Annotated in this window: 13 protein-coding genes; all 13 read left to right on the top strand. The window is 69.0% G+C overall.

The genetic code is table 11. The features are described 5' to 3' along the window. Nucleotides 1-359: 359 nt before the first annotated feature. The 13 genes from AL346_RS20845 (at nt 360) to AL346_RS20785 (ending at nt 19,701) form a co-directional block, all read left to right on the top strand. The gene (locus tag AL346_RS20845) at nt 360-1,100 is read left to right on the top strand and encodes a calcium-binding protein (protein ID WP_019404480.1); all 741 of its coding nucleotides are present in this window, start codon (nt 360-362) and stop codon (nt 1,098-1,100) included. A 60-nt stretch (nt 1,101-1,160) separates the two neighbouring features. After that, complete coding sequence (locus AL346_RS20840) at nt 1,161-3,407, top strand: glycosyltransferase (protein WP_019404479.1); 2,247 nt, start codon at nt 1,161-1,163, stop codon at nt 3,405-3,407. Then, entirely contained in the window at nt 3,404-4,243 is an 840-nt protein-coding gene (locus AL346_RS20835) for a class I SAM-dependent methyltransferase (protein WP_019404478.1), read from the top strand. The genes AL346_RS20840 and AL346_RS20835 overlap by 4 nt, the downstream gene beginning before the upstream one ends. Further along, the gene (locus AL346_RS20830) at nt 4,240-5,490 is read left to right on the top strand and encodes a glycosyltransferase family 4 protein (RefSeq protein WP_019404477.1); all 1,251 of its coding nucleotides are present in this window, start codon (nt 4,240-4,242) and stop codon (nt 5,488-5,490) included. The genes AL346_RS20835 and AL346_RS20830 overlap by 4 nt, the downstream gene beginning before the upstream one ends. Before the next feature lie 16 nt (nt 5,491-5,506). Further along, a complete protein-coding gene (locus tag AL346_RS20825) occupies nt 5,507-6,313 on the top strand; it encodes a hypothetical protein (protein ID WP_019404476.1) in 807 nt (268 codons plus the stop codon). 37 nt (nt 6,314-6,350) lie between these two features. Continuing rightward, nucleotides 6,351-8,528, top strand: coding sequence for a glycosyltransferase family 2 protein (locus AL346_RS20820; RefSeq protein ID WP_019404475.1), 2,178 nt, complete (start codon nt 6,351-6,353; stop codon nt 8,526-8,528). A 2-nt stretch (nt 8,529-8,530) separates the two neighbouring features. Continuing rightward, entirely contained in the window at nt 8,531-9,892 is a 1,362-nt protein-coding gene (locus tag AL346_RS20815; RefSeq protein ID WP_050996765.1) for a glycosyltransferase family 4 protein, read from the top strand. 40 nt (nt 9,893-9,932) lie between these two features. Beyond that, nucleotides 9,933-11,120, top strand: coding sequence for a polysaccharide pyruvyl transferase family protein (locus tag AL346_RS20810; protein ID WP_053194109.1), 1,188 nt, complete (start codon nt 9,933-9,935; stop codon nt 11,118-11,120). Continuing rightward, complete coding sequence (locus AL346_RS20805) at nt 11,120-12,334, top strand: hypothetical protein (RefSeq protein WP_026015536.1); 1,215 nt, start codon at nt 11,120-11,122, stop codon at nt 12,332-12,334. Before AL346_RS20810 ends, AL346_RS20805 begins: the two co-directional genes overlap by 1 nt. Nucleotides 12,335-12,384: 50 nt before the next feature. Continuing rightward, on the top strand, nt 12,385-13,380 hold the full coding sequence (gene galE / locus AL346_RS20800) for a UDP-glucose 4-epimerase GalE (RefSeq protein WP_019404471.1): 996 nt from the start codon (nt 12,385-12,387) through the stop codon (nt 13,378-13,380). Between the two features lie 328 nt (nt 13,381-13,708). Further along, entirely contained in the window at nt 13,709-16,555 is a 2,847-nt protein-coding gene (locus tag AL346_RS20795; RefSeq protein ID WP_019404470.1) for an EAL domain-containing protein, read from the top strand. A gap of 231 nt (nt 16,556-16,786) precedes the next feature. Continuing rightward, nucleotides 16,787-18,655 (top strand): TRAP transporter large permease subunit, encoded by a 1,869-nt coding sequence (locus AL346_RS20790; RefSeq protein ID WP_019404469.1) that lies wholly within the window; start codon nt 16,787-16,789, stop codon nt 18,653-18,655. 38 nt (nt 18,656-18,693) lie between these two features. Next, nucleotides 18,694-19,701 carry a TRAP transporter substrate-binding protein gene (locus AL346_RS20785; RefSeq protein ID WP_019404468.1) on the top strand — a complete coding sequence of 336 codons (1,008 nt, stop codon included), beginning with the start codon at nt 18,694-18,696 and terminating at the stop codon, nt 19,699-19,701. Nucleotides 19,702-19,885 lie beyond the last annotated feature (184 nt).

Here is a 19,885-nt window from a genome sequence, read left to right as displayed (position 1 = left end):
CTGCGTTGCCACGGAAGCGCTGCCGTTCCGCGGCATCGCGGCGCCTGATCATCGCGCTCGGCTATCGCGCTGGAACAGCGCCGGTTTTTGCTGCACTGCATCATTTGTTTCGATTTTCGAACTTTTTTCCCAGCAAAGTGCAGCATTAATATATGAAAATGACTTGCTGGTTTGATGACGATATTATGGCAATACCAGAACCATTGCATGAACTATTATTTTATGACTTCACACTGGCAGAAAGCGCTACTATAGTCCCGCCGTCAAATGCTGTTGTGCGCTGCACACTGCACATGGAGACGAGCCGGCAAGGCCGGGCTGGATGTCCGCTCTCCGGCGAACCAACGAAGGAGACAGCTATGGCGACTCTCGAAGGTGGCGCCTTCGACGACACCCTCTTCGGCACACGGGGCGCAGATGTGATCTGGGGCCACGGCGGCGATGACCTGATCTTCGGCGGCCAGGGCGACGACGTCCTGTTCGGCGGCGAGGGTGACGACACCCTCTTCGGCGGCCAGGGCGACGATGTCCTGTTCGGCGGCGAGGGCGACGACCTGTTGTTCGGCGGCCAGGGTGACGACATCCTGCAGGGGGGTGCAGGCAACGACATCCTGTTTGGCGGTCAGGGCAACGACATCCTGCAGGGCGGCGCCGGGGATGACATCCTCGACGGCGGCCGGGGTGACGACATCCTGCAGGGCGGTGCCGGGGATGACATCCTGCGCGGTGGCCAGGGTGACGACATCCTGCAGGGTGGTGACGGCAACGACGTCCTCATCGGCGGTCAGGGCAACGACATCCTGCAGGGCGGTGCCGGTGACGACATCCTTCAGGGTGGCGCCGGCAACGACGTCTTCGTCTTCACCGGCGGCGGCGGCAACGATGTCGTGCTCGACTTCAAGGTCGGCGAAGATGTCCTGCAGATCTCGAAGGACATCAACGGCACGGGCATCCAGTCGGCCGACGATCTCGTCGACCGCGTGCAGCAGGCCGGTGCCAACACCATCATCGACCTCGGCAACGGCGACACCATCACCCTTGTCAATACGGACGCCGAGAGCGTCCAGCAGAACCCGGGCGACTACTTCACCGTCCACTGACAATGAGGGGCGTCGCGGCCGGTCTCGGCTGCGGCGCCCCCGCCGATGCGGGGTGAACGGATGGCGTTGCTTGATGTCGACGAAAGGGTTGCCGAGGCTGCAGAGGCCGGGCATCCGCGGGTTTTCCTCCTCGATCGGGAGGTGCTTCTGCTCGCATGGGATGTGGCGCAGGCGGTGGATGCCGTGGTGCCGCTGTCCGTCGCGGGCGGCCTGTCGATCGCACCGACGGCCTCGCTGCGCCTGACGCTGGCCGAGGGCGGCACGCGCCTTCTGTGGGCCCTGCGCCGGCCGGCCGGCATGCCGCTGAATATCTCCCTGTCCGCGGGCGCGCCCGGCGAGCGCGTGGACATCGCGATCGGCGCGCAGGAGGCGGTTGCCCCGGCCGATGCGGCGAGCCTGCTGGGTGGCCTCGACGCCGCGGGCCGCATCGCGCTTCTGTCCGCGCTGCTCAATCTCTGGCCGTCGCTGTTCCGGCTGCGACGCAGCCGCGCCTATCTGCGGCTGCTGCGCTCGCTGCTGCAGGCGATGGCGCCCAATCCGCCGGCCGCCGTCATCCTGGCGCGCGCCGCCGATGATTCCGTCCTCGTCGAGACGATGCTGGCCGCCGGCTTCGGCCGGATCGATGCCACCTACGTCCTCAGCGACAGGGGGCTCTCAAAGCTGGAGGGCACGCCGCATTGCGCGCCCTTGCGGCGGGACGGCCGCCAGAGCGTGCATTGGCTGGCCGGCGACGCCGCGCTCTCCGGGCCGGGAGCCTTCATCGTGCTGACCGGGCCCGACGGCATGAGCGTGCGCGCGCTGACGCAGGCAGGTGCGCAGCCGCCGACGATGGTGCGCTGGCTGCGCGAGAAGGCCCAGGGCGCGCCCGGCCTGCGCGAGCATCTCCTGCGCGAGCTCTCGGCGCGGTCCGCGGCGGGGCAGGCCATGGCGCTCGAGGCGCAGCTGCGCGCGCCGCTGCAGCCGCGGCGCGTCACGGGCGGGGGCGCCACGCCGTCGGCCGAGATCGCCACCGCGCTGGCCACGGCCTCCGGCACGCTCGTCACCGGCTGGTACCGCGACCCGAGCGAGCTCGTCGCCGGCATCGAGACGATGACGGGAGACGGACCGCAGGATCTGACACCGGGCCTTCACCGCTTCCCCGTCGACGTCGACGGGCCGGGCGAGGATATCCGCCTGCGCGCCACCGGCTTCGTGGTACGGGCGCCCGCCTTCCCCGGCGCCGTGCCGCTGCTGCAGCCGCGCTTCCGGCTGCGCCTCAAGTCGGGCGCTTTCCACGATCTCGTGCCTGCCCCGCAGCCGGTCGATCCGGCCGAGCGCCGCGCGGCCGCCCTGCGGGCCGTGCCGCCGCAGCATGTGGACGAGGCGGTTCTGGCCGGCACCATCGCGCCCATTATCGCCCGCCTCCACGCCGAAGCGCGCGGCCGCGTCGGCGAACCATCCGCGGTGATGATCGGGCGCCCCCTGGCGCGGCCCCGGGTGTCGGTCGTCGTACCGCTCTATCGCGTGCTCGACTTCCTGCGCTTCCAGATCGCCGCCTTCGCGGCCGATGCGTGGTTCCGCGACCATGCGGAGCTGATCTACGTGCTCGATTCGCCCGAGCAGGCGCGGGACGTGGAGCATCTCCTCACCGGGCTGCATCTCGTCTATGCGCTGCCGGTGAAGCTCGTGGTCATGGCGCGCAACGCGGGCTTTGCCCGGGCCTGCAACGCGGGCGCCGCCGAGGCGCGTGGACCGGTCCTCGCCATGGTCAATTCGGACGTGGTGCCGACCGCACCGGGCTGGTTGCCGGCGCTGGTGAAGCGCCTCGACGGGCGCCGCGGCATCGGCGCCGTCGGGCCGAAGCTGCTCTTCGAGGACGGCTCGCTGCAGCATGCGGGCATGTATTTCTCGCAGGACCACCGCGGCCGCTGGCTGAACCAGCATTTCCACAAGGGCATGCCGCGCGACTATGCGCCGGCCTGCAAGGAGCGCGTCGTGCCGGCCGTGACCGGCGCCTGCCTCGTCCTGCCGCGTGCCCTGTTCGCCGAGGTCGGCGGCTTCACCGAGGACTACGTCATCGGCGATTACGAGGACAGCGACCTGTGCCTCAAGATCACTGCGCGCGGGCGGCGCATCCTCTATGCGCCGTCGGTCGAGCTCTACCACCTCGAACGCAAGTCGATGAAGGAGAGCGCCGACTACATGCGCGGCATCGCCTGGCAATACAACTGCGCCCTCCATGCGGCGCGCTGGGGCGATCTCATCACCGACATCATGGAATCCCCCGGCGGCCGCCGGCGCCGGCGGGAGAGGAGCCTTTGTGCATGACAGCCCAATCCGTCCACCGCATTCCCCCGCGCGATGCCTCGCCGCTCACGGCGGCCGAGGAAGCGCGCCTGGCCTGGCTCTCCGAGTCGGTGCTCAACAACCGCTTCCTGCCCGCGCCGCCGCCCGAGAACGTCTTCGTCGGCGACGGTGACTACCGCGCCATCGGCGCCGAGTTCCTCGGCCATTTCGTCCGCCTCGGCGGGCTGAAGCCCTCCGACAGGGTGCTCGACATCGGCTGCGGCATCGGCCGCATGGCCGTGCCGCTGACGCAATATCTCGACAGCGACGCCGTCTACGAGGGCATCGACCCCGTGGGCGAGGGCATCGCCTGGTGCACGCAGACGATCACGCCCGTCTATCCCAATTTCCGCTTCTGCCGCCTCGACGTGGCGCACCCGCTCTACAACCCGGAGGGGCCGCTCGCCGGCGAGGACGTGGTGCTGCCCTTCTCGGACGGCAGCTTCGATTTTGCCGCCATGGTGTCGGTGGCGACGCACCTGCCGCTTGGCGAGATCGCGGCCTACATGCGCGAGGTCGCGCGCCTGCTCGCGCCGGGCGGGCGCCTGTTCCTCACCGCCTTCATCGTCACGCCGGGCGACCACGCGCGGGACGGCGCCCGCCCGCGCTTCGAGCGCGGCGAGGCTGCCGGCACGTGGGTGGCCGATCCGGAGGCGCCGCTCGGGGCCATCGGCTTCGATTCCGGCCTCGTCGAGGATGCGGTCGAGGCCATGGGCCTGCGCATCGAGCGCGTGAGTCTCGGCCACTGGCGCGGCGGCACGGACGCGCCGCACTACCAGGACGTCATCGTGGCGAAGAGCCCGGGGGTGCCCGCATGAAGGTGCTCGTCGTCGCGCACAATCATCCCGACTTCCATCCCGGCGGCACGGAGATCTTCGCGCACGACCTGTTCCTGAGTCTGAAGGAGCGGGGGCTCGAAACTCTGTTCCTGGCCGCCACCAACCGCATCCACCGCGACCCGCGGCCGGGCACGGCCTTCCAGGGCCTGCCCGGGGCCAGCGACGAGGTGGTGCTGTGGAGCGGCCATTTCGACCGCTTCTACATGAGCCAGACCGATACCTATGGTGTCGTGCCGGACCTCAAGGGCCTCATCGAAAGCTTCCGGCCGGACGTGGTGCACATCCACCACCTCCTGCTCGTCGGCGTCGAGTTCATCGCCCTCGTGCGGCGCCTGCTGCCCGAGACGCGCATCGTCGTGACGCTGCACGACTATTATCCGATCTGCGCGCATGACGGGCTGATGGTGCGCACGAAGGGACGCGAGCGCTGCGACGCGGCCTCGCCGCACCGGTGCCACGGCTGCTTCCCCGAGATCGGCGCCGACCGCTTCCTGCTGCGCGAACGGCACCTGAAGACGCATTTTTCGCAAGTCGACCTGTTCATCGCGCCGAGCCGCTTCCTCAAGGAGCGCTACGTCGCGTGGGGGCTGCCGTCCGGCGCGATCGAGGTGGTCGCGAACGGCCGGCCGGCGGTGCCGGCTGCCGCCCATCGCTCCTCCCCCGACGGGCGGCGGCCGGTTTTCGGCTATTTCGGCAACTTCAACCCGTGGAAGGGCGTGACCGTGCTGCTGAAGGCGGCGGCGCGGCTCACGGACCTCGACGGCTTCGCGCTGCGCCTGCATGGCGGGGCGCCGTTCCAGGCGGAGCAATTCGTGGCGGAGGTCGACGAGCTCGCCGCCGCCGCGGAGCCGCAGGCGGTGCGGCTCGGCCCCTACCGCCGCGACGAGCTGCCGGCCCTGATGGCGGCCGTCGACTGGGTGGTGATGCCCTCGATCTGGTGGGAGAACGCCCCCCTCGTCATCCAGGAGGCCTTCCGTCACCGCCGCCCGGTCATCGCGAGCGGCATCGGCGGCATGGCCGAAATGGTGCGCGACGGCGTCGACGGCCTGCTCGTGCGGCCGGACGATCCGTCCGCGCTCGCCTCGGCAATGCGCGATGCGGCCGAAACCCCGGGCCTCTGGGAAAAACTCGTCGAGGGCATCGTCGCGCCGCCGGATATCGGCGAGGTCGCGGACCGGCACATCGCCCTCTACAGCCGCGGCGGCCGCATGGCCGACGCCGCCTGAACGAGGAGAACGCCTCATGACTGCTGCGCAAGCAACGACCGAACGGCCGGCGCCCCAGCCGGCAAATCCTCCGGCGGCGCCCGCAGAAGCGGCCGCCAATCTGGCCGCGGACATCAACGGCCGCATGGATGCCATCGAGGGCGCGCGCCTCTTCGGCTGGGTGTGGGACCGCAACCGCCCGCTGGAGCGGCTGCAGATCAAGGTGCTCATCGCCGGGCGCCAGGTGCTGTCGACCGTGGCCGACAAGCCGCGGGTCGACCTGCGCCGCAACGGCGTCGGCGACGGCGCCCATGCCTTCGAGGTCGAGTTGCCGGAATTCGTCCTGCACCATGCCGACCAGCTGTCCATCATCGCCACCTCGCCCTCGACGGGCCAGGAGGTGGCGCTGCGCATGCCGTCGCAGGACGAGCGCGCGGCCGAGGCGGCGATGAACACGCCGCTCGGCCGGGTGCTGGACCAGCTCGACGTGCTGATCGCGGCCCAGCGCCGCTCGCAGATCATCCAGCGCGAGGCGGCCGAGGCGCTGCGGATGACGGCCGAGCAGGTGGAGAAGATGTCCTCCAACGAGGAGGGCATCGGCGCCGCTGTCGAACTGGTGCGCGCGAGCCAGGCCGAGCTGACGCGCCGCGTGTCGGACATCGAGGTGTTCCTCATGCGCTTCGACCGCACGCTCGCCGATTTCGAGGAGCGCATCCGCGACCTGACGCACACGGCCGACCGGCCCATGCGTCGCGCGGTGACGCTGCTCGGCGCGCTCAGCCTCGTGGCCGCCGCGTCGTCGATCGCGGCGCTGCTCGTCCTCGTCGGGAGGATGGGCGTGTGAGGCAGGTGCGGGACGTTCGATCAGGGGGAGAGGCTCAGTGACCGACCAGGCGAACCTGCCCATCGACGGCGAGACGGCGCTCGCCGCGCCCATCGGCGAGGAGTTCGTGCTCGTCCTCGGCGTGGCCGATGCCATGCCGCCGACGCTGCAGGTGCTGCTCAACGGCGACCCGGCGATGTGCATGGAGGCGACGGTCGTCTCCTGGCGCCGGCCCGGCGCGCCGTCGGACGCCGCGGTCGGCTTCGTGGCCGCCATACCGCTGCAGATCAACGGGCGCCTGCGCCTCGGCTCCGTCGTCATGCGGCGGGCCGGCCGGCCGGCGCGCTTCACGCTGATGCGGCGCGCGCTGCCCCTGCCGCGGCTGCTCCACCTCATGGCCGGCGATGCGGGAGACGCCTTCGCCGAGGCCGTCGACGGGCTCATCCAGGCGCTGATGGCGGGCAAGGGCAGCCAGCGGCGCCTCGCTGCGGCGCTCAACATGCTGCAGGTCGCGGCGCGCAACGACGGTTTCGTCGAGGTGATGGGCGCCCTCGACACGGGCGAGATCTATCTGCAGGGATGGTCCACCGAGCTGCCGGCGGATGCGACGCGCCTGCTCGTCTCGCACGAGGGCTTCCTCGTCGGCGATTTCGTCGCCGCCACGGTGCCGCGCGAGGACCTCGGCGAGAACGGCCGCGGCTTCGTCGGCCTGCTCGACCCGGGCAAGGTCCCCGTCGAGGCGGATGCCTTCGAGCGCCTGTTCTTCCGAGGTGCGGAGGGCTGGCGCTCGCTCGACATCTACGACCGGCGCGTGCTGCTCGCCTCTACCGACGTGCCCGCGCACATCCGTGACGTGCTGCCGCGCGCCGAGGCGAGTCCGGAGACGCTGCGGCAGCTGCGCCGTGCGGCGCAGCGCTTCGATGGCCGTGACACCGTCTCGGCGCTGCAGAAGCCGATCCGCCTCGGTATGGACATGGTGGCGGAAGTGCCGGGCGGCGGCATGCTCGTCTCCGGCTGGATGCTCGATCCTGACGGGCTCGTCGACACCATCGCCCTGCGCTGCGGCACCATGGCCGAGGGCATCAACGGCACCTGGACGCGCCTGCCGCGACCGGACGTGACGCACGCCTTCCAGAACGATCCGCTGTTTGCCGGGCGCGTCGATCCCTCACGCCACGACCACGGCTTCCTCGCCTTCGTGCCCGGCGTGTCGGCGAGCGACGACGCCCCGACCTATTTCGAGCTGACGATCGACGAGGACACGATCGCCTTCTATCCGCTGACGGTCACGCGCGGCCTGTCGCGCCGGGCGCTCGAGCGCCTGATGTCGGCGCTCGATCCGCACACCGCGACCGCCTCGGTCGCCATCGAGCGCCACATCGGGCCGATGCTGCAGGCCATGGAGCGGCCCGCGCCGCGGGTCGTCGAGACGCGCGACTTCGGCTTCGACGAGGCGGCGCCGCTGGCGCTCGTCGTCGGCGCCGCCGGCGAGCCGGAGGAGGCGGCGGTCGCCCTCTCCCTGTTGGCGCTAGACCCCGAGACGCGCAACGTGCCGATCGTCCTGTCCGTGCCCATCGGCCATGCCGACCGTGTCGGAGCCGACGCGCAGCGTCTCGCCGGCTTCTACGGGCTGCGCCTCCGGCTCGTCGTTGCGGAGGGCATCGAGGACATGTGCGACGCCTTCGAGGCGGCCGTAGGCGCCACGAGCGCCGAGACGCTCGCCTTCCTCTCCGCCTCGGTGCTGCCGCGCGAGGCCGGCTGGCTGTCGCGCATGGAGCGCGCCTATCGGGCCCGCGGCGGCAAGGTGCTCGTCAGCCCCACCATCGTCTTCGAGGACGATTCCATCCGCTTCGCGGGAACGTGGCTCGAGACCGAGGATGGCGAGCGGCGGCTGAGCGACCGCTACATCGGCTATCCGCGCGACGTGGTGCGCAATGCCGAGCCGAGCGACGTCGTCGCCGGCACGGTCGCCTGCTGCCTCCTGCCGCGCGCCGCCATGGAGGCCGCCGGCGGCTTCAACCGCTCCTATCTCGGCGCCACGGAAAAGGGACGCGACCTGTGCCTGCAGCTCAAGCTCGCCGGCACGCCGTCCATGTGGCTGCCGGAGGTCGAGATGATCGCCGCGGAAGAGAACGCCGGCGCCATTGCGACACCGTGGCAGAAGCTCGCCCAGCGTGCCGACCGCTGGAGCTTCAACCGCCGCTGGTCGCTCCTTGTCGCCAACATGCGGGGGTGAAGATGACCGATCGTTCGAGATCCGACCGCCAGACGCCGCGCGCCGCGAACCATCCGCTGCGCGTGCTCGTCGTCTCGCATGGCCACCCGAGCTTCTCGCTCGGCGGCGCCGAGATTGCGTCCTACAACCTGCACAAGGGGCTCAACCGCATCGACGGCGTCGGCTCGCGCTATCTCGCCCGCGTCGGCCACCCGGTCGCGCGCCACGGCGCGACGGCGCTCCTGAGCCTGCGCCAGAAACAGGGCGAGATCCTGTACCACGCCGACGAATACGACCACTTCCTGCTGTCGAACCGCAATACGGAGGAGATCGAGCGCGACCTCCTGCGGGTGGTGCGCGACCTGAAGCCGGACGTGGTGCATTTCCACCACTTCATCGGCCTCGGCCTCGAATGCCTCTATGCCGTGCGGCAGGCACTGCCCGAGACGCTGATCATCGTGACCTTCCACGAGTTCCTCTCCATCTGCCATCACCACGGGCAGATGGTGAAGACCGGCGGCGCCAAGCTCTGCAACCGCGCTTCGCCGGCGGATTGCAACGCCTGCTTCCCCGACATCTCGCCGGCCCGCTTCCTGCGCCGGGAGCATTTCGTGCGCGGCCTCCTCGACGTCGCGGACCATTTCGTCTCGCCGAGCCGCTTCCTCGTCGAGCGCTATGTCGATTGGGGGCTCGACGCCTCGCGCTTCACGGTCATCGAGAACGGGCTCGACATCGCCGAGCCGGCGCCGCCGCGACCGCTGCCGCCCGGCGGGCGGCGCTGCCGCTTCGCCTATTTCGGCCAGATCACGTCCTTCAAGGGCGTCGACGTATTGCTCGACGCGGTCGGGCGCATCCCCGAGGCGGTGTGGGGCGAGGATGCCCAGCTGATGATCTTCGGCGGCAACCTCGAGCGCCAGCCCAAGCCCTTCCAGGAGAAGATCGAGGCGCTGATCGAGCGGGCCGGCCCGCGCGTGCGCTTCTACGGCGCCTACCAGAACAGCGAGATGCCGCGCCTGATGCGCTCCATCGACTGGACGATCATCCCCTCCATCTGGTGGGAGAACTCGCCCATCGTCATCCAGGAATCGTTCTTTCACGGCCGCCCGCTCATCTCGAGCAACATCGGCGGCATGGCCGAGAAGATCACCGACGGCGTCGACGGCCTGCACTTCCGCGTCGGCTCGTCGGAGGACCTCGTCGACCGCATGGTCGAGGCGCTGACGGACGAGACCCTCTGGGACCGGCTGCGCGCGGGCATCACCCGCCCCATCGACTACGAGGAGTGCGCGCAGCGCCACCTCGATCTCTACAACGCCGTCGCGGCGGAGCGCGCCGCGGCTCGGGCCACCGCCGAGGTGCCCTCGGCGGCGGCGCGCAGCGCCTGAATTGTCCATCGTAACGCCACAGGTGAAAGGGAGAGGTCCTATGGCAAGAATTCTCGTGATGATCCCCTCGGGAGAGGTCTACGATCACGATTGCGTCCGCTGGTACCGCTACAAGGACGTCCAGGCGCACATCAACCACTATCACAACATCGGCGACGCCTTCGTCTTCGATTCCTCGCTGAAGCTTCTCAACTACGAGAAGCTCGACGTGCTGCAGATCGCCAACCCGAACCTCGACGACATCGACCGCATCAACCGGGAATACGACTACGTCTTCCTGCGCGGCTCCAACTACGTGCACAAGGACATGAAGTGGAGCCGCACGCTCGAGGTGCTGCAGCGGCTGAAGATCCCGGTCATCGCCTTCGGCATCGGCGCGCAGGCGCCGGTCAAGGGCAAGATCGAACTGTCCGACGAGACGAAGACCGTGCTGCGCATGATGGCGGATTCCACCACCTCCATCGGCGTGCGCGGTGCCTATTCGGCGCAGGTGCTGTGGGACATCGGCATCCGCAACGTGCGCATCGTCGGCTGCCCCACGGCCTTCCGCCGCAACGACCCGAACCTGGCGATCACCTTGCCGCCGCTGGAGAAGGTGAAATACGCCGGCATCACCATGCGCCGTGAGGTCTCGCCGGCCTATGCGCAGGACATCAAGCGCTATCTCACCTTCCACCGCGACCTCGTGAAGTCGCTGGCCCAGCGCTTCGACGTGGTGCTGATGGCCCAGGGCGAGGTCGAGGAAAAGAAGATCGTCTTCGGCACGCCCGAGCAGAAGGAAGAGGCCTTCGAGGCGCTGCGGGCCAACAAGTGGGTCTCCGAGTGGTATCTCGACGAGGTGATGGAGAAGCTGCATCGCGAGCGGCTGTTCTATTCCGACGTCGTCGCCGACTACGAGGCGCTGGTGCAGCAGAAGGACATCGTCCTCGGCTACCGGCTGCACGGCAACCTGATGGCGCTGTCGAACGGCACCCCGTCCATCTATTTCACCTATGACAGCCGCACGGTGGAATTCGCCGAGACGTACCAGATCCCCAGCTTCGACGTCTTCTCGGGCAAGGACTTCGTGCTCGAGGAATACTGGGACCAGTCGCTCTTCGACAAGTTCAACCGGGCCTATCATCACACCTACCGCGAGATGCGCCAGTTCCTCGTCGAGAACGGCGCCGATACCAAGATGGTCGACGTCATGCAGAAGGCGCCGGAGCCGGCGCGCAAGGTGGCGTGATGGCGGTCAGCGCGAGGGGGGCTGCCACCGCTGTCGTTGCAGGAGTGCTCGCGGGTGCGATCGCGACCGGGCTCGCGCCCGGCGCGGCCCGCGCCCAGGCCTCCGGCGGCTATTCCCTCGCGCCGACGGGGCCGGTCGAGACCGTGTTCGACTGGTCCCGCGACGCCTGCGTCAAGAGCCACGTGCCGGATGCCCCGGCGCGTGCCTTCCGCAACGTGGACGGCGAGGTGCGGCTGATCATCAGCCACAACGACAACCGCGCGCTGCTCGGCCCCAGCCTCGATGCGGTGGTGCCGAGCTGCGCGGTGATCTACGAGGCCAACCGCTCGCCGAAGCTCGCGGCTTTCGACGACCTCAGCTGGATCAGCAGCGTCTACACGGGCGACGGGCGCACGGTCTATGCGCTGGCCCATACGGAGCTGCGCGGCGAACGCACGCCGGGCCAGTGCCCGGCCGGCAAGTACAGCGCCTGCCTGCTCAACACCGTCACCGGGCTCGTCTCGCGTGACGGCGGCCGCAGCTTCCGGCCGGAGGGGGAGGGCGGCCCGCCCGTGGTGGCGACCTTGCCCTACGACTTCCCGACCGACCGCCAGGCGCGCGTCGGCTACGCCAATCCGACCAACATCATCAAGCGCGACGGCTGGTACTACGCCTTCATCTTCGCCGACGGCTACCGGGCGCAGAAGCGCGGCGCCTGCCTCATCCGGACGAAGAACCTCGGCGATCCTGCGTCCTGGCGGGCGTGGAACGGGCGCGACTTCTCCGCCCGCTTCGTCGATCCCTTCCGAGACGAGGTGACCGATGCCGACGCGCACACCTGCACGCCGGTGGCGACGCGCATCATCGGCCGCATGATCGGCGGGCTCGTCACGCTGCGCGACAGCGGCGAGGTGATGGCGGTGTTCGGCGACAAGCGCAAGATGCCGGACGGCAGCGTGGCCGAGGGCTTCTTCACCTCCACCTCGCGCGATCTCATCGAATGGAGCGAGCCGCGGCTCGTCATGGCGGCGGAGCTCCTGTGGGACAAGTCGTGCGACGAACGGCACGCCTATTTCTACCCCTCGCTCATCGACCCCGGTGCGAAGACTTTTTCCTACGAGGATTTCGGCGAGCGCGGCTATCTCTATCTCACGCGTTATCAACTCAGAAACTGCAAGGTCACGTGGGACCGGGATCTCGTCCGCGTGCCGGTGGAACTGAAGCGCGGCGGCTGATAAGGCCGGGCAGGACACATGCAACGACGGATGATCTCAAGGGGACGGCGATGACGGTTCTGGTGACGGGCGGTGCGGGCTATATCGGCAGCCACATGGTGCTCGCCCTGCGCGATGCCGGGCGCGAGGTCGTGGTCCTCGACAACCTGAGCACCGGCTTTCGCTGGGCGGTGCACCCCGAGGCGGCCTTCGTCGAGGGCGACTGCGGCGACGAGGCGCTCCTCGGCAAGGTGATCCGCGAGCACGGCGTCGATGCCATCGTGCATTTCGCCGGCTCCATCGTGGTGCCGGATTCGGTCGCCGACCCGCTCGGCTACTATCTCAACAATACGGTCAGATCGCGCGCGCTCATCGCCGCGGCGGTGGCGAACGGCGTGCCGCGCTTCCTCTTCTCCTCGACCGCCGCCGTCTACGGCGACGCGAAGGAGAGCCCGATCGTCGAGACGGCGCCGCTCGATCCGGTCTCGCCCTACGGCACGTCGAAGCTGATGACCGAGATGATGCTGCGCGACACGGCGCGGGCGCATCCGCTGAAATATGTCGCCCTGCGCTATTTCAACGTCGCCGGCGCCGACCCGGCCGGCCGCTCCGGCCAGTCGAGCCCGCGTGCGACCCACCTCATCAAGGTCGCGACGCAGGCGGCGCTCGGCGAGCGCACGCATCTCGACGTCTTCGGCACCGATTATCCGACGCCGGACGGCACCTGCCTGCGCGACTACATCCATGTCAGCGACCTGGCGCGGGCCCATGTCCTCGCCCTCGACCATCTGGCCGCAGGCGGCGAGAGCGCCGTCTTCAACTGCGGCTACGGGCGCGGCTATTCGGTGCTCGAGGTCATCGAGGCGGTCAAGCGCGTCTCCGGCGTCGATTTTCCGGTCAACCATGCACCGCGCCGGGCGGGCGATCCCGCCGCACTCGTCGCCGGTGCCGGGCGCATCCGCGAGACGCTCGGCTGGAAGCCGGAGCTCGACGACCTCGACACCATCGTGGCCCACGCGCTTGCCTGGGAGCGCAACCTTGCCGCGCGGCGGCAGGCCGCGGAATAGCAGGAAGAGCCGCATCGCCGGCCGGGCGCATCGCTTCCGGCGGCCCTCGCAACCCAAGGCCGCGAGCGCCTCACCGGGGCGGGCGACAGACTTAAGTGTTGCTTCACGTTTTTCCTGCTGACCTAATGCCTAATTCGAGGGCAGCCGGCGTGACGATCATGCGCCGGCCTCGCCTTCGGCGGGAGGGAAGGGTCGGCCGTCCGGGAGCGGTGAGCCCCCGGGCCGGCCGGTGCGGTGAGACGTCGAGATGCCGAGAAGGAAACGCCGCGTCGCGCGGCGGGCGCCATCCGCGAGCAATGCCTGGTCGGCTCCCCGCCTCAGGCGGCAGGTGAGCGACCTTTCCCGGCGGTTCGACCGGATCATCAACGGCACGCCGCAGATGCTCTGGATGAGCCGCGCCGACGGCTCCCGGGACATCTTCAACAAGGCCTGGCACGACTTCGTCGGTGTTCCGCCCGGCACGATCACGTCGGACAACTGGACGGGATGGCTCCACCCGGACGACCGTATCCTGGCCGAGCGGGCGTGGCGGCAGGCCATGTGTGCGCAGGACGGATACGAGATCGACTACCGCCTCTGGCATCACTCCGGCGCTTATCGATGGGTGACGGCCCGCGGCGCCCCGACATACGACGCCGACGGCCGGTTGGAGGGGTGGCTCGGGACGACCATCGATGTCGACGATCGCAAGACGGCGGAGCTCCTGCTGGCGCTGAATGCCCAGCGCTACCGCGCGCTTCACGAGACGAGCGCGATGGTCCTGTGGATCGCCTCGCCGGACGGGCGCGTGACCGAGCAATGGGGCTGGGCGTCCCTCTCGGCGCAGCAGGGCGACGACTTCCGCGACTGGGGCTGGCTCGCGGCGGTCCATCCGGAGGACCGCCCGCGGATCGTGGCGCGCTGGCAGACCGCGCTTGCCGACGGGTCGGCCTATGACGGCTCTTTCCGGGTGCTGACGCGCGGCGGCGACTACCGGTGGGTCGAGGCACGCGCCGTGCCCGTGCGCGACGGCGGTGGTGAGATCCGCGAGTGGGTGGGCAAGCTGTCCAACATCCACGAGCGCGTGGAGGCGCAGGAAACCCTGCGCGCCAGCGAGGAGCGGCTGCGCCTCGCCGTCGAGAGCACCGCCCTCGGCATCTGGGACGCCGATTTCGTCACCGGCCGCCGCGAGTGGAATGCGCAGGCGCGTGCCATTCTGGGCCTTCCCGACGATGCGCCGGTCGACCGCGATTCCTTCCGCGCGCGTGTTCACCCGGACGATCGCGACGACGTCGAGCGGCGCTTCTTCATCGCCAGTCCGGCCGACGGCTCCGTCTATCGCGGCGAATACCGCATCCTGCGGGCCGATACGGGCGAGGAGCGATGGGTCGCAGCAACCGGGCGCACCCTCGTCGACGAGCACGGGCGGCCGGTCCGCAAGATCGGCACGGTTCGCGACATCACGGAGCGAAAGAGGTCGCTGCACGCGCTCAGCAACAGCGAGCGCCGCCTCAGGCTGGCGCTGCAGGCGGCGCGGATGATCGCCTGGGAACAGGATCTGGCGACGGGTTTCGTCACCCGCAGCGAGAATGCCGCCGGCCTGTTGGGCATCGGCTCCGGGCCGGTCGAGGAGATCCTGGCCTGCATTCATCCTCAGGACCGGCAGCTGAGGCGTGATTTCCTGCGCTCGCCGGATTGTGGCGACACGATCGAGATCCGCTACCTGCGGCCCGACGGGCAGCGCCTCTGGCTCGCCATCCGCGGTGAACGGGTGGGGGAGGACCGGCTGGTCGGCGTGACCTTCGACATCACGGCGCAGAAGCAGGCGGAGGAGGAGGCCTGGCGCATGGCCAGCCTCGACGGTCTGACGGGCCTCAGCAACCGCGCCTCGTTTCAGGAGACGCTGGAGCACATCTGCGCCAATACGGCCGGCGAGACCTCGGCCTTCAGCCTGCTTCTCGTCGACCTCGATCACTTCAAGGACGTGAACGACACGCTCGGTCACGATGCCGGCGACCAGCTCCTCATGGAGGTCGGCGCCCGCCTGCGCCGGACGGCCCGTGCCGGGGACGTGGTGGCGCGTTTCGGCGGCGACGAATTCGCCGTTCTCGTGCGCGAGCCCCCTGCGGCCGGCTGTGCCGAGAAGCTGGCCGAGCGCATCCGCACGACCCTCCTCGAGCCCTTCGCGACCCGCGGGCGGACCTTCGCGACGCGGGCCAGCATCGGCATCGCGACCTTTCCCGACGACGGGGCGAGCGCCAAGGATCTCCTGAAGAGCGCGGACATCGCGCTCTATCGCGCGAAGGCCGAAGGCCGCAATCGCTTCGTCACCTATACGCCGGTCCTGCGCGCGGCGGTGGAGGAGCGCATCGCCCTTGTCGAGGACGTGCGGCGCGGGCTCAGGGCGCGCGAGATCGTGCCCTACTACCAGCCCAAGGTCTGCCTCGCCTCCGGGCGGATCGTCGGTTTCGAGGCACTGGCGCGGTGGAGCCATCCGGGCCGCGGGCTGCTGACCCCGGCGTCGTTCGGCGTCGCATTCGAGGACCAGGAACTGTCGCGCGCCCTCGGCGAGCAGGTCCTCGACCGCGTCACGGCGGACATGCGCCGCTGGCTCGATCAGGGCCTCGCCCCGGTCCAGGTCGCGGTCAATGTCTCACCGGCCGAGTTCAGCGACCGCCGCCTCGCATGTTCGATCATGGACATGCTCGCGAGGCGGGGAATACCGGCCCGGTCGATCGAGGTGGAGATCACGGAGGCGGTCTTCCTCGACCAGATGCTGGCCGATGCGGCGGCGACGCTGGAGGAGCTCCACGCGGCGGGCTTCTCCATCGCCCTCGACGACTTCGGCACCGGCTACGCCTCCCTCAGCCATCTCAAGCGCTTTCCGATCAACCACATCAAGATCGACAAGAGCTTCATCCACGAGATCGAGCGCAACGAGGACGACGAGGCGATCGTCTCGGCGGTGATCCATCTCGGCCATCGCATGAAGATGCAGATCACCGCCGAAGGCGTCGAAACGCTCAGCCAGGCCGTCCGTCTGCACGAACTCGGCTGCGACAATGCGCAAGGCCATCTCTATGCCACCGCGATGAGCGCTTCGGACGCGGCGGCCTTTCTGGCGCGCTTGCCTCAGGAGGAGGGCCGGGCCGTGCCGGCGCACCGCGGGCCGGCCGCACTCGCGGGCGGCGGCTGATCGGGAGGCGATCGGTGCTCGCAGGCGCCACGGCCGCGGGCCGCGAGGTACTTGGGCGCTCAACAGTCCACGATGCGGACCTGTCAAATTGCGGTGTCGATGTTGCCTGCCTCACCATTCCATGCGATGACTGCTCTCCCACGCCACGAAAAATCATAATGTGGACCTGAGCGCAGGCTCGCCGCACTGCGGTGGGCACGGGCCGGTGAGGAAACGGGAGGAGCGCGCAGGATGGCTGCCGCGGACAACGACGCTTTGGTGCTCGAGACGCCGTCGGAGGTCGTCGATGCGCGGCCGGGCTCGCGCCTGATGTGGCCGGTCGAGTTCGCGGCATCGGTCCTGCTCGTCGCCGTCATCGGCCTTCTCCTGACCGGCGTCGTGTCGCGCTATGTCCTGTCGTTGCCGATCGTGTGGATCGACGAGGCGGCGTCGATCTCCTTCCTCTGGCTCGCCATGCTCGGCGCCGCGATCGCCATCGACCGCAACGAGCACCTGCGTCTGACGCTCTTCCTCGGTCTCCTGCCGGAAAAGACCCGTGCCTTCGTCAACACGCTGGCGCTGGTCGTCGTCGCCACCGTGCTCATGGCGCTCATCATGCCGGCGGTCGAATATGTCGAGGAGGAGTGGTACGTCACCTCGGCCGCGCTCAACATCCCCATGAGCTTCCGCGCCTCGGCCCTCGTCGTCGGGCTCGTGCTGATGTTCGTGCTCGCGGTCGGCCATGCGGTGCGGGGCTCGACGCTGCCGCACCTTGTCGGCGCCATGGCGCTCGTCGCCGCGCTCGGGCTGCTCGCCTGGTATTTCTCGCCGTTCTTCCTGTCGCTCGGCTATCTCAACATCCTCATCTTCCTCGTCTGCATCGTCGCCCTGTGCCTCCTTGCCGGCGTGCCGATCGCCTTCTGCTTCGGCATGGGGACGATCGCCTTCATCCTCTTCAGCACCCATGTGCCGGTCATCGTGCTGGTCGGGCGCATCGACGAGGGCATGTCGAGCCTCATCCTCCTGTCGGTGCCGGTCTTCGTGCTGCTCGGCTGCGTGCTCGACGCCACCGGCATGGGCAAGGCGATCGTCGAGTTCATGGCCTCGCTGCTCGGCCACGTGAAGGCCGGCATGTCCTATGTCCTGCTCGGCTCGCTCTTCCTCGTCTCGGGCATCTCGGGCTCCAAGGTGTCCGACATGGCGACGGTGGCGCCGGCGCTGTTTCCGGAGATGAAGCGCCGCGGCCACAAGCCGCGCGAGATGATCGCGCTGCTCGCCACGGGCGCTGCCATGGCGGACACGGTGCCGCCCTCGATCGTGCTCATCGTGCTCGGCTCGGTGGCGGGCGTGTCCATCGCGGGGCTGTTCACGAGCGGCTTCGTCATCGCCATGGTGCTGCTCGTCGTGCTCGCCGTCCTGGCGCGCATCAAGGCGGCCCGCGAGAACATGGAGGGGGTCCGGCGCGCGCCGCTCGCCGTCGTGGGCAAGGCGCTCGTCGTCGCGGCGCCCGCACTCGTCCTGCCCTTCCTCATCCGCGGCGCGGTGGGCGGCGGCGTCGCGACGGCCACCGAGGTCTCCACCATCGCGGTGCTCTATGCCATCGTCATCGGCATCGTGCTCTATGGCGGCATCAGCCTGCGCAAGTTCTACAGCATGCTGGTGGAGACGGCGGCGCTGTCGGGGGCCATCCTGCTCATCCTCGGCACGGCCTCGGCCATGGCCTGGGCGTTGACCCAGACCGGCTTCGCCAACCAGCTCGCCGGCTACATGACAAACCTGCCGGGCGGCTGGTTCTCCTTCATGCTTGTCAGCATCGCTGTCTTCCTCGTGCTCGGCTGCGTGCTCGAGGGGCTGCCGGCGATCGTGCTGATGGCGCCGATCATGTTCCCCATCGCGGCAAGGCTCGGCATCAACGACATCCACTATTCCATGGTCGTGGTGACGGCGATGAACATCGGCCTGATGGCGCCGCCCATCGGCATCGGCTTCTACATCGCCTGCAAGATCGGCGACGTCTCGCCGGACGAGGCCATGTCGGCGATCTGGCCCTATCTCGGCGCGCTCGTCGTCGGGCTCCTGCTGATCGCGGCCATTCCGGCGCTGTCGACGGCTTACCTTTAAAAAACGAGAAAAAGCTCAATCAGGAAGGAAACGACCCCATGAAGATCTCTCGTCGCACGATGCTCGCGGGCACCGCTTCGGTCGCCTTTGCCGGCTCTTTGAAATATGCCGGCGCCCAGACCGCCGAGTTCAACTACAAATACGCCAACAACCTGCCCGTCTCGCACCCGATGAACGTGCGCGCGCAGGAGGCGGTCGAGAAGATCCGCGAGGAGACGAGCGGTCGCGTCGCGATCCAGATCTTCCCCAGCAACCAGCTCGGCGCCGACACGGACATGCTGAGCCAGGTGCGCTCGGGCGGCGTCGAGTTCTTCACGCTCTCGCCGCTCATCCTCTCGACGCTGGTGCCCAATGCCTCGATCAGCGGCATCGGCTTCGCCTTCCCCAACTACGACGCCGTGTGGGCGGCGATGGACGGCGATCTCGGCAAATATGTCCGCGGCGAGATCGAGAAGGCCAACCTCGTCGTCATGGACAAGATCTGGGACAACGGCTTCCGCCAGATCACGAGCTCGACCGGGCCCATCAACACGGCCGACGACCTCAAGGGCTTCAAGATCCGCGTGCCGGTGAGCCCGCTGTGGACCTCGATGTTCAAGGCCTTCGAATCCGCCCCCGCGAGCATCAACTTCGCCGAGGTCTATTCCGCCCTGCAGACCAAGATCGTCGACGGGCAGGAGAACCCGCTCGCCATCATCTCGACGGCCAAGCTCTACGAGGTGCAGCAGTACTGCTCGCTCACCAACCACATGTGGGACGGCTTCTGGTTCCTCGCCAACCGGCGCGCCTGGCAGCGCATGCCCGAGGATGTGCGCGCCATCGTCGCCAAGAACCTCAACGAGGCTGCGGTGAAGGAGCGCGAGGACGTCGCCAAGCTCAACGCCTCGGTGCAGGAGGACCTCATCGCCAAGGGCATGAAGTTCAACCAGCCCGCGCCCGATTCCTTCCGCGCCAAGCTGCGCGACGCCGGCTTCTATGCCGAGTGGAAGGGCAAGTACGGCGACGAGGCCTGGGCGATCCTCGAGAAGGCGATCGCCCCGGCGTAACCGGCCTGGAGCAGGTCGGCTCCCGGACAGCAGGCTCTCGTCGTCCCTCGAGGGGAGGCTGGCTTCTCCCTCCCCCCGCTTGCGGTGGGGAGGGTCGGGGTGGGGGGAGGTGCCGCAGGCAGGCGGCAGAAGTCGTTCTGGGGGGGCGGATGTCCCCCCACCCCTAGCCCCTCCCCGCCGCAAG

This window comes from Chelatococcus sp. CO-6, assembly GCF_001271345.1.
GTDB lineage: Bacteria > Pseudomonadota > Alphaproteobacteria > Rhizobiales > Beijerinckiaceae > Chelatococcus_A > Chelatococcus_A caeni.
Note: the sequence above shows the minus strand (reverse complement) of the source record. Positions and strands in the feature narration are given on the sequence as shown.

Coding starts and splice junctions, on each gene's coding strand:
- AL346_RS20840 (WP_019404479.1), top strand. CDS start 1,161: ATGGCGTTGCTTGATGTCGACGAAAGGGTTGCCGAGGCTGCAGAGGCC.
- AL346_RS20835 (WP_019404478.1), top strand. CDS start 3,404: ATGACAGCCCAATCCGTCCACCGCATTCCCCCGCGCGATGCCTCGCCG.
- AL346_RS20785 (WP_019404468.1), top strand. CDS start 18,694: ATGAAGATCTCTCGTCGCACGATGCTCGCGGGCACCGCTTCGGTCGCC.
- AL346_RS20810 (WP_053194109.1), top strand. CDS start 9,933: ATGGCAAGAATTCTCGTGATGATCCCCTCGGGAGAGGTCTACGATCAC.
- galE (WP_019404471.1), top strand. CDS start 12,385: ATGACGGTTCTGGTGACGGGCGGTGCGGGCTATATCGGCAGCCACATG.
- AL346_RS20815 (WP_050996765.1), top strand. CDS start 8,531: ATGACCGATCGTTCGAGATCCGACCGCCAGACGCCGCGCGCCGCGAAC.
- AL346_RS20825 (WP_019404476.1), top strand. CDS start 5,507: ATGACTGCTGCGCAAGCAACGACCGAACGGCCGGCGCCCCAGCCGGCA.
- AL346_RS20805 (WP_026015536.1), top strand. CDS start 11,120: ATGGCGGTCAGCGCGAGGGGGGCTGCCACCGCTGTCGTTGCAGGAGTG.
- AL346_RS20830 (WP_019404477.1), top strand. CDS start 4,240: ATGAAGGTGCTCGTCGTCGCGCACAATCATCCCGACTTCCATCCCGGC.
- AL346_RS20845 (WP_019404480.1), top strand. CDS start 360: ATGGCGACTCTCGAAGGTGGCGCCTTCGACGACACCCTCTTCGGCACA.
- AL346_RS20790 (WP_019404469.1), top strand. CDS start 16,787: ATGGCTGCCGCGGACAACGACGCTTTGGTGCTCGAGACGCCGTCGGAG.